Source organism: Streptomyces sp. NBC_00224 (assembly GCF_041435195.1).
GTDB lineage: Bacteria > Actinomycetota > Actinomycetes > Streptomycetales > Streptomycetaceae > Streptomyces.
Genome location: NZ_CP108106.1, coordinates 2,104,459 through 2,118,424, shown reverse-complemented (window position 1 = coordinate 2,118,424; position 13,966 = coordinate 2,104,459). Strand labels below are relative to the sequence as shown.

General features: G+C 73.7%; 8 protein-coding genes. 4 read left to right on the top strand and 4 right to left on the bottom strand.

Annotated features, from left to right (window positions below; all coding sequences use genetic code 11):
• Positions 1-14: 14 nt before the first annotated feature.
• Together OG965_RS09405 and OG965_RS09400 are read right to left on the bottom strand one after the other, a co-directional pair.
• Positions 15-776, bottom strand: a complete 762-nt coding sequence (locus OG965_RS09405) for a LamB/YcsF family protein (RefSeq protein WP_371651084.1) — start codon at positions 774-776, stop codon at positions 15-17.
• A complete protein-coding gene (locus tag OG965_RS09400; protein WP_371651082.1) occupies positions 773-2,053 on the bottom strand; it encodes an MFS transporter in 1,281 nt (426 codons plus the stop codon). The genes OG965_RS09405 and OG965_RS09400 overlap by 4 nt, the downstream gene beginning before the upstream one ends.
• A 187-nt stretch (positions 2,054-2,240) precedes the next feature.
• Between OG965_RS09400 and OG965_RS09395 the strand changes: the two genes are divergently transcribed.
• The 4 genes from OG965_RS09395 (at position 2,241) to OG965_RS09380 (ending at position 10,682) form a co-directional block, all read left to right on the top strand.
• Positions 2,241-2,945 carry a GntR family transcriptional regulator gene (locus tag OG965_RS09395; protein WP_371651080.1) on the top strand — a complete coding sequence of 235 codons (705 nt, stop codon included), beginning with the start codon at positions 2,241-2,243 and terminating at the stop codon, positions 2,943-2,945.
• 266 nt (positions 2,946-3,211) lie between these two features.
• Entirely contained in the window at positions 3,212-4,735 is a 1,524-nt protein-coding gene (locus OG965_RS09390) for a hypothetical protein (protein WP_371651078.1), read from the top strand.
• 336 nt (positions 4,736-5,071) lie between these two features.
• Positions 5,072-5,917, top strand: coding sequence for a hypothetical protein (locus OG965_RS09385; RefSeq protein WP_371656894.1), 846 nt, complete (start codon positions 5,072-5,074; stop codon positions 5,915-5,917).
• Positions 5,918-6,011: 94 nt separating this feature from the next.
• Positions 6,012-10,682: a hypothetical protein gene (locus tag OG965_RS09380; RefSeq protein ID WP_371651076.1), complete on the top strand. Its 4,671-nt coding sequence runs from the start codon at positions 6,012-6,014 to the stop codon at positions 10,680-10,682.
• A gap of 39 nt (positions 10,683-10,721) precedes the next feature.
• Here the strand turns inward: OG965_RS09380 and OG965_RS09375 are convergent, their stop codons facing one another.
• Together OG965_RS09375 and OG965_RS09370 are read right to left on the bottom strand one after the other, a co-directional pair.
• Positions 10,722-12,299 (bottom strand): GMC family oxidoreductase, encoded by a 1,578-nt coding sequence (locus OG965_RS09375; protein WP_371651074.1) that lies wholly within the window; start codon positions 12,297-12,299, stop codon positions 10,722-10,724.
• Between the two features lie 20 nt (positions 12,300-12,319).
• Complete coding sequence (locus OG965_RS09370; protein WP_371651072.1) at positions 12,320-13,918, bottom strand: APC family permease; 1,599 nt, start codon at positions 13,916-13,918, stop codon at positions 12,320-12,322.
• Positions 13,919-13,966: the final 48 nt, after the last annotated feature.

Below are 13,966 nucleotides of genomic sequence, written 5' to 3'. Positions count from 1 at the left end.
CGGCAGGGCGCGTCTCACGCGAACGCCTTCACCCGCACGCCCGCGCCCTCCAGGGCCTGCCGCACCCGGTGGGCGAGGGCGGCGGCGCCGGGGGTGTCGCCGTGCAGACAGAGCGAACGCGCGCGTACCTCGACGCTCTCGCCCGTGGCGGCGACCACCGTGCCGGTCCGGGCCAGTGAGAGCGACCGCTCCACGACCGCGTCCGGGTGGGTGATGACCGCGCCCTCCTGGCCGCGCGGGACGAGGGTCGCGCGCTCGGTGTACGCGCGGTCCGCGAACGCCTCGCTGACGACGGGCAGTCCGGCCTTCGCGGCGCGCGCCAGGAGGCGCGAGCCGGGCAGCCCGAGCACCGCGAGCAGGCCGCCTGCCAGGCGCACCCCCTCGACGACGGCCGCCGCCTGCTCCTCGTCGTGGACGACGCGGTTGTAGAGCGCGCCGTGCGGTTTGACGTAGGCGACCCGGCTGCCCGCGGCCCGGGCGAAGACCTCCAACGCGCCTATCTGGTAGGCGACCTCGGCCGCGAGCTCGTCCGGCGGGACGTCCATCGCCCGCCGTCCGAACCCGGCCAGATCGCGATACGAGACCTGGGCGCCGATCCGCACCCCGCGCTCGGCCGCCGTCGCGCACACGCGCCGCATGGTGGCCGCGTCGCCCGCGTGGAAGCCGCAGGCCACATTGGCGCTGGTGACGACGGACAGCAGCTGCTCGTCGTCGGTCAGCCGCCAGCGGCCGAAGCCCTCGCCCAGGTCGGCGTTGAGGTCGATGACCGGGGTCATGTCAGTTCCTGTCCACGTGTCTCGGGCAGTCCGAACAGGGCCACGAAGGCCAGTGCGTAGCCGATCGCGCCGAGGGCCAGCGCGCCGCCCACGCCCCAGCTGTCGGAGAGGTAGCCCACAAGGGTGGGCAGGAAGGCGCCGACGGCCCGGCCGCTGTTGTACGTGAAGCCCTGGCCCGTCCCGCGTACCGCCGTCGGATAGAGCTCGCTCAGGAACGAGCCGAACCCGCTGAAGATCGCGGACATGCAGAAGCCCAGCGGGAAGCCGAGGACGAGCAGCAGGTTGTTCGCGCCGGACGGGATGTGTGTGTACACCAGGATGCAGAGCGCGGACAGGACGGCGAAGAGCTGGATGTTCCGCTTGCGCCCGAGCCGGTCGCTGAGCACGCCGCCGGTGAGATAGCCGAGGAAGGCGCCGGAGATCAGGAACGTCAGATAGCCGCCGGTGCCGACGACGGTGAGCCCGCGGTCGGTCTTGAGGTAGGTCGGCACCCAGGTGGCGAGCGTGTAGTAGCCGCCCTGGACGCCGGTGGAGAGCAGCGTCGCGAAGAACGTGGAGCGCAGCAGGTCCTTCTTGAAGATCGCGGCGAAGGAGCCGCGCCCCGAGCCGGCCGCGCGGCGCTGCTCGGCCGCCTCCGGGGCATCGCTCACATGGCGCCGGATGTAGATCACCAGGAGGGCGGGCAGCGCGCCCGTCCAGAACATCACGCGCCAGGCGGTGTCCGCGTCCACGTAGTGGAAGACCAGCGTGTAGACGATGACGGCCAGCGCCCAGCCTGCCGCCCAGGCGCTCTGCACCGCGCCGAGGGTCCGGCCGCGCTCCTTGGCCGAGGCGTACTCGGCGACCAGGATCGCGCCGACCGCCCACTCGCCGCCGAAGCCGAAGCCCTGCAGGGCGCGGCAGACCATGAGCGTCTCGTACGTGGGCGCGAAGCCGCAGGCCACGGTGAACACCGCGTACGTGATCACCGTGATCATCAGCGCCTTCACCCGGCCGATGCGGTCGGCCAGGATCCCGGCGAGCGCGCCGCCGACCGCCGAGACCACCAGGGTCACCGTGGTGAGCAGGCCGGTCTGGCCGTGGTCGAGGCCGAAGTACGCGCCGATCGCGACCATGCTCAGCGGCAGGGTGAAGTAGTCGTAGGAGTCGAGGGCGTAGCCGCCGAACGCGCCGCCGAAGGCGCGGCGGCCGCGCGGACCGAGGTCCCGCAGCCACCCGAACGGGCCGCCGCCGCCGGGGAGTTCGCCCTCTTTCGACTGTGCCTGGGTCGTGCTCATCTGCACCTCGCAGGGGGAGCGTGCGCGGGGGGTGTGGTGGGGCTGTGCGGTGACGCCCAAGTTAGAGGATCGTTGAACAATCCGACAAGAGTCGTGTCGGCACGTTCTTTCGTCCCCCGCTCCCCTGCAGTCCTTCTACGATGGAAGCCGTGCGTCGCCGGGAGCCCGGCGGGGGAGTGGGGATGCCGTGGGAACGACGGAGTCCGAGGTCGGCGGGCTGGCGGAGGACCGCCCGCTGCTCGGCCGCACCAGTACGGCCGAGCGCGTCGCGGACATCCTGCGCGGCCGCATCGCCGAGGGCTACTTCCCGCCGGGGGAGCGCCTCGCGGAGGACAGCATCGGCAAGGCGCTCGGGGTCTCGCGCAACACACTGCGCGAGGCGTTCCGGCTGCTGAGCCACGAGCGGCTGCTGGTCCACGAGCTCAACCGCGGGGTGTTCGTGCGGGTCCTGGCGGTCGAGGACGTCGAGGACATCTACCGGACCAGGCGCCTGGTCGAGTGCGCCGTCGTCCAGGGCCTCGGCAGGCCCCCGTACGCGCTGGAGACGCTGGACGCGGCGGTGGCGGGCGGGGAGCGGGCGGCCCGCCGCCACGACTGGAAGGGCGTCTCCACCGCCAACATCCACTTCCACCGGGAGCTCGTCGGCCTCGCGGGCAGCGCGCGCACGGACGAGCTGATGCGCGGCGTCCTGGCCGAACTGCGGCTCGCCTTCCATGTGGTGGACGACCCGAAACGGCTCCATCAGCCCTATCTCATACGGAACCGGGAGATTCTGGAAGCGCTGCGGTCGGGCGAGCGGAACGGGGCGGTCCGGCTGCTGGCCGACTATCTCGACGACTCCCGGAGGCAGTTGGTGGAGGCGTACGCGGGGCTGGTGGCGGCCGGCGACTAGGGCCTGTCCGGTGGATCTGGTCGGCTTCGGCTCGGGGTGCCTTTTTTGGTGCTGGTGAGCGGGGGTCTGGTGGGTCCAGCTGCAAGGCGGAGGAGGGCGTCGACGCGGAGCGTCGGCAACTGACGACAACGCGGCAGATGGGCGCACCAGGGCCGCGCGTGCCGACCAGATCCACCGGACAGGCCCTGGGCGGCGGGGGCGGCGGCCGGGCGGTCGTATCTGCGCCGTTTCGACCGTTGTCAGTGCGAGGACCTAATCTGTGCAGCGTGACTTCGCCTGCCTCGACGGAACCCGTTCCGCCCCAGCTCAGCGCGGGGCCGCGCCCGGCACCGGGCCCGGCCGCCGACGAGGGGCTGGCGCGCAGGCTTCGCGCGCTCGCCTGCACCGCCCCGCTGCACGACCTGGACGTGCGCAAGGCGAACCTCGCGGGCGAGTACTCGGTCTACGCGATGGCGGAGGTCGCCCTCGCCTCGATCGACCTCATCACGCTGAACATGGACTTCGACACGGGCGCCGACCACGAGCAGATAGTGGCCAGGCTGATCCCGAGGGTCGCCGCGCAGGCGCCGGGCCGCCCCGCCGCCGAGCACGAGCGGGTGGCCCGCTGGGTCCTGGAGAACCTGATCAACGTCGGCAGCGTGGACCGCGGCTTCCGCGCGGTGTACGGGACGTTCAGCCCGGACGGCGTCTATGTGCGCCGGGACTACGACTTCAAGCTGATCGAAGAGGTCCCGGGGTACGGGGGCAGCGTCTACCTCCGTACGACGGACGAGGCCGTGAACGTGCTGGTGGGCGCGCTCGACACGGATGTCACCAGCGCCCAGATCGCCGCCGAGGTGAAGCTGGAGGTGCTGATCAGCCGGGGCAGGCTGGCCGACGCCCAGCTCGCCGCCGAGCAGGCGCGCTACCGGACCGTGCAGTACGCGGAGACCCTGCGCCGCACCCTGGAGGCGACCCGGCGCAACGTCCGCGCGGTCGACTGGCTGAACGCGGTCCCGGACATGATCGCGGAGGCGCTCGACCACGTGGCCGACCGCTACCGGCACGAGAACGCGATCCTGACCAACATCCGCAAGGCCCGGGACGAGGCGGAGGAGCCCGAGCACAAGCGGCGGGCCGCCGAGCTCGTCGACATCGTCAAGGACTGCATCCGGCGCCACACCCAGCTGCAGTCGCGCCTCCTGGAGGCCGGGCCGCTGTTCCGCGCCGAGCAGGACCGCCAGGCGTTCGCGCGCCCGGCCGCCCGGACCGGCCTCGACCTGTACGGGCAGCTGGTCGCGCCACTGCTGCCGCTGCCGGTCGAGGACGCGACGCGGGTGACGGACGCGTTCTTCGCGCGCGGGACAGGGCTGCGGACGCCGGTGTCGGTGCGGGTGTCGGACCTCGTGGACATACTGCTCACGCCTCCGATAGAGCGGGAGCACCTCGGTGCGGAGATGCCCGAGCCCGATCTGATCGCCACGCCGGACGACAGCCGCTTCAGTGAGGAGCAGCTGGCGACGGCGATGGAGCTGCTCGACCTGGAACACGACGCGCCGCGTCGGCTGTCCGGCCTGCTCGCCGAGGCGCGCGGGCTCGACCCGGAGCTGCCGTACCTGGTCGCACTGCTCGCGGTGCACGCGGCGAGCCCGCCGGTCGGTACGGCGTACCGGCAGGGCGAGGAGCGGCTGCTGTTCGCCGTCGACGACGGGACGCAGCTGGACGACCCGGAGTTCGGCGGGGCGGACCTGATCGTGGGGACGGCCCGGCTGGACGCGGCGGGGATGGCGGCGGCCCGGGAGGCGGCGTGATGGCCCCACCCCGCTTCTGCGCTGCGCCCCGGTCCCCGTTCGCCTGCGGGCCCTCTGCGGCTGGTCGCGCAGCGGCATTCAAGGGGCGCGGGGAACTGCGCGACCAGCCCCCACCGACCCGCAGACGAATTCCGGCCCCAGGGGCGCAGCCCCCGGCCGCCCGCCCAGGGCTTTAGGGAAGGGGCGGGGCGGGGGACAGGCCCGCCGCAGGCGCCGCCCACCCGCACCGCACCCACCGCCCCCCCACCGCACCAAGAACGAACACCCCCCAAGGAGCCCCCCGTGACCGACCACCACCCCGAGCGTGAGCCCGAGGCCGGCGACGGTGTCGGCGAGGTGCCCCGGGACGGGGGCGAGCGGCGGATCACCCCCGGTGACGCCGCCGACGCCGCCCGCCTCGTCGCCTTCGGGCTCCAGCCCAAACTGCTCCCCGCCCGCGACGCGGAGTACGCGGAACTGCTCCGCCGCCACCGCGAGGACCCCGCGTTCGCCAGGCTCGCGGACGCCGTCGCCGCGGGCCTCGGGCTCGTCGTCCTGGAGGTCTCGCCCCGCGCCGGCATGGCCGTGACGGCCGCCGAGGACTCCGTCTTCGCCGTCCGCATGGGCGACTACGCCCGCCGCGCCGCCACCGACTCGGCGGACCGCTTCCTGCACGGCCTCGCGCACCTCGCCGTCGCCGCGATGGCCTTCCCCCGCCCCGAGGACCTGGCCGACGACGGCTACATCGGGCGGATCACGGTCAACGGCGTCGACGCGTTCGTACGCCAGGCCTGTCGCCGTCTGGAGGAGCGCGCCGCCGAGCAGGGCGAGAACACCGACCCGGAGACCGGCGCCCCCGGCCTGGAGGCCGCCTGGCGCATCTACGCCCGGCGCAGCTCGACCGGCGCCACCAAGGACGCCCGCCGCCTCGCCGGATCCACCACCGGCATCGTGGCCAAGGCCGTCGCGTTCCTCACCGAGTCCGGCTTCCTCCAGCGGACCGGCGACGACGCGGGCGGCGCGTACCGCACCACCGCCCGCTACCAGCTCCAGGTCCGCGACATGGCCGGCACCGCCGCGCTCACCGAGCTCCTGGAGCTCGGGGTGGTCGCGGTGAGCGACGGCAGCGCGACCCTGCTGCCGCCCCCCGACGGCGACGACCTCGACCTGGCCGCCGACGCCGGGCTCCCGTTCCACGCCTGACCCCCGCAAAAGAACTCCTCGCAGCAGAACACCCCGCAACAGAACACTCCGCAACAGAACACCCCCACCTCCGCCACATCTACGAGAGTCCGCCATGTACGAGCTGTCCCGGGTCCGCCTCTACTCCATCGGTCCCGCCGGTGCGCGTTACGCCGACACCGTGCTGGACCTGCGCGGCGTGGGCGCGCCCGTGCCCCACCCGGCGCCCACCCAGGCGGAGTTCTTCGAGGACGAGCCGGTCGGCCCGCCGCGCCGCCCCGCCCCCGCCGGCGTGCTCTTCCTGGAGAACGGCGGCGGCAAGTCCGTCCTGCTCAAGCTGATCTTCTCGGTGATGCTGCCCGGCCACCGCAACACCCTCGGCGGCGCCAGCTCCGGCGTGCTGCGCAAGTTCCTGCTCGCCGACGACTGCGGCCATGTCGCCCTGGAGTGGCAGCACACCCTCACCGGCGAGCTGGTCGTGGTCGGCAAGGTGAGCGAGTGGCGCGGGCGGCAGGTCTCCAACGACCCGAGGAAGTTCGCCGAGGCCTGGTACTCGTTCCGGCCCGGCCCCGGCCTCAGCCTCGACTCGCTGCCGGTCGCCGAGTCCAGCGCGGTGCGCCCGGCCGCCGAGGGCGCGTCCGGCGCCCAGGGCAGGCGCCGCACCATGAAGGGCTTCCGCGACGCGGTCACCGAGGCGGGCAAGGCGTATCCGCACCTCGACGTGGTGTGGGAGGAGATCCACGACCGCTGGAACGAGCACCTGGGCGACCTGGGCCTGGACCCCGAACTCTTCCGCTACCAGCGCGAGATGAACGCCGACGAGGGCGAGGCGGCCGGTCTCTTCGCGGTCAAGAAGGACTCCGACTTCACCGACCTGCTGCTGCGCGCCGTCACCGACACCCGGGACACCGACGGCCTCGCGGACCTGGTCGGCGGCTTCGGTAACAAGCTGGGCCGCCGCGCCGAACTGATCGCGGAGCGCGACTTCACCGCGGGTTCGGTGGACCTGCTCAACCGGATCGTCGAGGCCGCCGAGGCCCGCTCCCGCGCGCGCGACATCCACGCCGGGGCCGAGCGCCGTACGCGTACGCTCGCGCGCAGGCTCTCCGCGCGCGCGGGCCAGGAGCGCGGGCGCGCCACCGACCTGGCCGGCCGGGTCACCGCCGCCGCGCACACCGTCACCGAGGCCGAGCAGGCGCGCGGCCGCAGCGCCCTGATCGCCTCCGAACTCGCCTACCGCCACGCCTCGCTGGCGCTCGCCGTCACCGAGAAGGCCGCCACCGCCCAGCGCCGCGAGCTGGCCGACGCCCGTACGCTGCACTCGGCCTGGCAGGCCGCCGAGGCGGTGCTGCGGCACAAGGCCGCGGCCGACCGCTCCGCGCGCGTGGCCGTCGCGATCCGCGAGGCCGAGCGGGACGCCGCGCCCGCGCTCGCCGCCCGCGCCACCGCCGCCGCCGATCTCGTACGGGCGCTGCACACGGCCGCCGAGGACGGCGAGCGGGTCGCGGCCGAGGAGGAGGAGCGGTCCGCCGCGCTCCAGGAGGCGAGCGAGGCGGCCCACCGAGACGCCACGGCCGCCGCCACCGAGGCGCAGCGCGCCCGCAGCGAGGCCGGGCATCTGCGTCAGCGCCTCGCCGAGGTCGAGCAGGAGACCGCCGAGGCGGTGCGGGCGGGCTGGCTGGACGACAGCGCCCCGGACGCCGACCCGGCCAGGGCCGCGCTCGCCGCGAGCGACGCCGAGAAGACTGCGGTCGCCGCCTGGGACACGGCCCGCGAGAGCGCCCGCGCCACCGCCGACCGCGCCCGCGAGGCCGCCGCCGAGCAGGCGCGCGCCGAACTGGCCGCGGCCCGCGCCCAGGACGCGGCCGAGGCCGCCGGGAACGCGTACGACGCGGAGCACCGCGCCGCCGAGTCGATCGCCGCCGACGAACGCCTCGCGGAGCTTCTCGGCCTCCCGTCCGCCCCGGCGGCCGGGGTCCCGCTGCCGCGCAACGCGACGATGTACGCGGCGGAGGCCGTCCACGCGGCGGTGCGCGGCACCCCCGCCGACTTCGGGACGGACGGCGCGGACACCCCGCTGACCGCCGAGGAGCTGGACCGCCAGGCCGACGATCTGCGCCGGCTCCTCGACCAGAACGTCGCCTCCGCCGAGCGGCAGCTCTTCGAGCTGCGGACCGGCGCCGCCGACGACGCCCGTATCCTCGGCGCGCTCGGCGACGGCGGACTGCTGCCGCCGGGCCCCGACGTCCTCGCCACCGTCGAGTACTTGGGCGAGCACGGCATCCCGGCCCTGCCCGGCTGGCGCTACCTCGCCCAGGCCGTCGACCCCGCCGACCACGCCTCGGTGCTCGCGGCCCGGCCCGAGCTGGTCGACGGCGTGGTGATCACCGACCCCGCCTCGCACGTCCGGGCCCGCGAGGTGCTGGCCGGCGCCGCGCTGCTGCCCCGGTCCGCGGTGGCCGTCGGCACCGCCGCCGCGCTGCTCGCGCCGGTGCCCCGACAGGGCGCGCAGGGCGAGAGCGGGAACGAGGTGTTCCTCGTCCCGCCGAACCCGGCCATGCACGACGAGCACGCCGCCGACGAGGAGCGGCAGGCGCTGCGCACCCGCGCCGCCGCCCGCGACGAGGAGATCCGCGCCCTGGCCGCGCGCCTCGCGGGCGACCGGGGGCTCGCCGCGCGGCTCGGCTCCTGGCGCGCCGACTGCCCGCCCGGGATGCTCGACGAGCTCGCCACGGCCGCGCGGGACGCGCGCGAAGCCGCCCGCGCCGCCGTCGAGGAACTGACCGAGGCCCGTACGGAGCGGGCGGAGGCCGACGAGGCCGCCGCCGAGGCGGCCCGGGTCCGCGACGAGCGCCAGGAGTCCGCCCAGCGCGCCCGCCGCGCCGCCGACGTGCTGGCCGGGCTCGCCTTCCGGCTGCGCGAGCGCGCGGGCTGGCAGAGCACCCTGCGCGAACTCGTCGACGAGGCCGCCGAGTCCGAGGCCCGCGCCCAGTCGCTCCTGGAGCGCGCCCGGGCCGCCGACGAGGACCGCCGCGCCACCCAGCGCGCCGCCGACGACGCCCACCGCACGGCCCGCGCGCTGCGCGCCGAGCGCGCCGAGATCGCGGGCGCGCCGGAGAACCTGCCGGAGCCGGACGGCGCCGCCCCCAAGGCCGCGCTGCCCGCCCTGCGCGAGGCCTACCGAGCCGCCTCGCAGCTGTACGAGAAGGTCGGCGTCGGCGCCGATCTGCGCGCCGAGCAGGCGCGCGCGGAGAGCGACGAGAGCGCCGCGCTCACCGAGCTGAACCGGCTCACCAACAAGGTCCGCACCCGCGCCGCCCAGCTCCTGGAGGGCACCGACGGCGCCGACGGCCCGTCCCGGCAGGCCGCCGCGGCCCGCGCCGAATCCCTCGTACAGCTCCTGGAGACCAGGGCCTCGGCGGCGAGCGAGCAGCTCGGGCGACTGCGCGGCGAGGCCGAGCGGCTGGCCCCCGAGGACGGCGAGGCGCACACCGAGCTGCCCGAGGAGCAGGTGCCCGGCGACGCCGAGCAGGCGCAGGCCCTGCTGCGCACCGCCACGGCCGAACTGGCCGCCCGCACCGCCGATCTTGAGACCTCGCGCGCCGCGCACGCCGAGCTCCTGCAGGCTCACCGGGCCGCCGAGGACGGGGCCGGAGGCTTCGACGAGACGGCCGCGCTCCTGCGCGACCTGCTCCGCGACCACCAGCAGGAGGAGGACGAGCAGACGCCCGAGCCGTTCCCCAGCGAGCTGGCCGAGGCCCGGCAGTCGGCCGCCGAGGCCCGGCGTTCGCTGCGCGGCTGCGCGGGCGACCTGTCGGCCGCCGAGGCCGCCGTCAGGGAGGCCTCGGACATCCTGGTCCGGCATGCCAACGCGACGCGGTACGAGCAGGTGCGCACCCCCGCCCGCCAGCAGATCCGGGAGCTGCCCGCCGCCGCGCTGCCCGAGCACGCGGCCTCGTGGGCGGTGGCGTTCGCACCCCGGCTGCGGGTCCTCACCGACGAGCTGGAGCAGCTGGAGCGCAACCGGGACTCGATCGTGGACCGGCTGCGCGGGCTCGTCGAGTCGGCGCTGACCACGCTGCGCTCGGCCCAGCGGCTCTCGCAGCTGCCGGAGGGGCTCGGTGAGTGGTCGGGGCAGGAGTTCCTGCGGATCCGCTTCGAGGAGCCCGACCAGGCGACGCTGACCGAGAGGCTCGGCGAGGTCATCGACGAGGCGACGCGCGCGGCCGTGAAGAAGAACTCCGACATGCGCCGGGACGGAATGTCCTTGCTGCTGCGGGGAGTTCAGGCGGCCCTGGAGCCGCGCGGCATCGCCGTGGAGATCCTCAAGCCGGACGCGGTGCTGCGCGCCGAGCGCGTCCCGGTCGGGCAGATGGGCGACGTGTTCTCCGGCGGGCAGCTGCTCACCGCCGCGATCGCGCTGTACTGCACGATGGCCGCGCTGCGCAGCAACGACCGGGGCCGCGACAAGCACCGCCACGCGGGCACGCTGTTCCTGGACAACCCGATCGGCCGGGCCAACGCCACGTATCTGCTTGAGCTCCAGCGGGCCGTCTCCGACGCGCTCGGCGTCCAGCTCCTGTACACGACGGGCCTGTTCGACACGACGGCGCTCGCGGAGTTCCCGCTGGTCATCCGGTTGCGCAATGACGCGGACCTGCGGGCGGGTCTGAAGTACATCAGCGTGGAGGAACACCTGCGGCCGGGTCTGCCGAAGCAGGACCCGGCCGAGGAGACCGTGCACGGGGAGATCACCGCGACGCGGATGTTCAAGAAGCCGGCGTGAGCCGGGGGGCGGGGGGCGCGTAAGCACCCCCCGCCCGCGTCAGCTCGCGTCCGCCTTGATCATGTCCGCGCACTTCTCGCCGATCATCATCGTCGTGATGCACGGGTTGACGGTGACCAGCTCCGGCATCACCGAGCCGTCGGCGACGCGCAGTCCGCTGATGCCCTTGACGCGCAGTCGGGCGTCGAGCGGTGCCATCGCGTCGTCGTCGGCGCCCATCTTCACCGTGCACGCCGGGTGGTAGACGGTGTTGTGCGTGGTGCGGATGTACTCGAACAGCTCGTCGTCGGTGCGGACGTCGGGCCCGGGCGCCAGCTCCGCGCCCGCCCAGTCCGCCAGCGCGGGCTGCGCGGCGATCTCCCGGGCGAGCCGCAGCCCGTACGTCATCACCCGCACATCGTGCTCATGGGTGAAGTAGCGCGGGTCGACCATCGGCTTGTCGCGGTAGTCGCGGGTGCGCAGCCGTACCGTGCCGCGCGACTTGGCGTGCGTGACGTTGGGCGTCAGACAGAACGCGTTCTCGCTGCTCGGGTAGCCGTGCCGGGCGGTGTTCATGTCGAACGGCACCGAGCCGTAGTGGAACATCAGGTCCGGCCGGTCCAGGCCCGGCTCGGTGTCCGCGAAGATCCCGATCTCCCACCACTGGTTGGAGCGGGTCGGCATCGGCCGCTTGGCGTCCCACATGATGACGCCCTCGGGGTGGTCCTGGAGGTTCTCGCCGACGCCGGGGGAGTGCACCAGCGTCTCGACGCCCACCTCGCGCAGATGGTCGGCGGGGCCGATTCCGGAGAGCATCAGCAGCTTCGGCGTGTCGATGGAGCCGCAGCTGACGACGACCTCGCGCCGCGCGGAGACGGTACGGCTGTGCACCAGGTCCGGGTCCAGGTACTCGACCCCGGTGCAGCGCCGGTCCTCGCCGATCACCAGCCGCTTGGCGCGGATCCCCGTCCGTACGGTCAGATTGGGCCGCTTGCCGATGATCGGATGCAGATACGCGACCGAGGACGACTGGCGGATGTTGTTCTCGTCCGAGTTGATCTGGAACCAGTTGGCGCCTCGGACGACCGTACGGCCGGTGTTGAAGGGCGTGGTGGGGATGCCGTTCTGGGCGCACGCGTCGAGCAGCGCGCTGCCGCAGGGGTCCTCGCCCTTGATGGTGCGCAGCTTCACCGGGCCGCTGCGGCCGTGGTGCTCGCCGGGCGCGTCGTTGTTCTCCAGGCGCCGGTAGAGCGGGAAGACGTCCTCGGCGCCCCAGCCCGTACAGCCCTCGGCCGCCCAGCCGTTCAGGTCCTCGGCGGGCGCCCAGAAGGCTATGCAGGAGTTGTGCGAGGAGCAGCCGCCGAGCACCTTGGCGCGCGCGTGGCGCATCATGCTGTTGCCGCGCTCCTGCGGCTCGACCGGGTAGTCCCAGTCGTAGCCCGAGTCGAGCAGCCCCATCCAGCGCTCCAGGCGCAGCACGTTGTCGTCGCCGACGTCCGAGGGGCCGGCCTCCAGGACGCACACGGTCACCGAGGGGTCCTCGCTGAGCCGGGCCGCGACAACGTTGCCCGCGGTGCCGCCGCCGACGACGACGTAGTCGAACTCGTCCGTGTGCGTACCGGTATTGGCCTCGTTCATGATTTCCTTCGCTCCTTGCTTCAGCCGGTGGCGGCGGCGGTGGTGCCGGGGGTGGTGGTGGGGTCGGTGTCCTGCTTCTTCTCGGCGGCGTGGTCCGCGAGGACGCCGGTGCGGTGGCGCTGGACGAACCAGTAGTAGGCGAAGCCGCCCACGGTGACGGCGCCGACGAACAGCACGCCGCCCCAGCGCAGGTACCAGTGGTACGGGGCCGCCGCGTTGTAGACGGCGGCGCGCGGCCACAGCAGGTTGACGGTCATGCCCAGGCCCCACAGCACCGCGACGATGTTGACGGGGAGGCCGAAGCGGCCGAGCGAGAAGCGGCCGGGCGCGGGCTGCCAGGTGCCGCGCAGCCTGCGGACCAGCATGGGCATCGTGACCAGCAGATACGCCACGTAGATCATGATGATCGCGATGCTGGTGACGACCGAGAAGATCTGCGGCTGCTTGATGTTGACCAGCAGGATGCCGATGGCGACGATCCCGCAGACCACGGCGGGCGCGATCGGGGTCTGGAAGCGCGGGCTGATCTTGGCGAGCCGACTGCCGCCCGGCAGGTTGTTGTCACGGGCCATCGCGAACATCAGCCGGATGCCCGCGGTGTGCACGGCGAGCTCGCACACCACGACCGCGATCACCACGCACCAGAGCAGCGCCTGGCCCATGGTGTCGCCGAGGGTGCTCAGGACCACGTACTGGAGCCCGTCCACGGAGAGTTCGGGCGCGCTCAGGTCGGGCGTGGCGAGCAGCGCGCACAGCAGGATGAGGCCGCCGATGACGAACGAGGCGATCAGCGCCCGCAGGATCGCGCGCGGCGCGTTGCGGCTCGGGTCGACCGCCTCCTCGCCGAGCGAGGACGCGGTGTCGAAGCCGTACATGACGTACGCGGAGGCGAGCGAGGCGGTGAGGAACGCGCCGAAGTAGCCCAGGTTCTGGCCGGCGCCTATGCCGTGGGTCTCCACGATGGCGCTGGGGCCGCGGGTGATGTGCGCGGCCAGCAGGATCACCAGGATCACGGCGGCGACCAGCTCGATGAAGACGCCGGCCGTGTTGATCCGGGCCATCAGCTTGACGCCGAACGCGTTGATCACGGTGGTGAAGAGGATCAGCCCGCAGGCCAGGACGACCGCGTTGGCCGCGGCGTCGTACTTCCCGCTGCCGTCGCCCACGAACTGGAACCACGACGAGATCTGAGGGAGCGTCAGCTGGAGTGCCAGGGCGACGGCGGCCAGCGACACCATGCTCGCCAGCGTCATCATCCAGCCGGCCAGCCAGCCGACGTGCGGACCGCCCAGGTTCTTGGCCCAGTTGTAGACCGATCCGGCCACCGGGTAGCGGGCGGCCAGCTCGCAGAAGCAGAGCGCGACCATCAACTGGCCGACGAAGACCAGGGGCCAGGACCACCAGTAGGCCGGGCCGCCGAGGCTGACGCCGAAGTAGAACATCTGGAACGTGCCGGTCAGGATCGAGATGTAGCTGATCCCGGCGGCGAAGGTGTGGAAGTTGCCGAGGGTGCGCTTGAGCCCCGGCTTGTACCCGAGTTCGGCGAGCGCGGCGTCATCGGCGTCGGCGCTCGCCCGGGCTGGGGAGGGCGAGGGGGGCGGGGGTGTGGTGGCGGTCATCGGGGATCACTCCTCGTACAGGATCGCGCAGAGGGGAGGGCAGGGGAC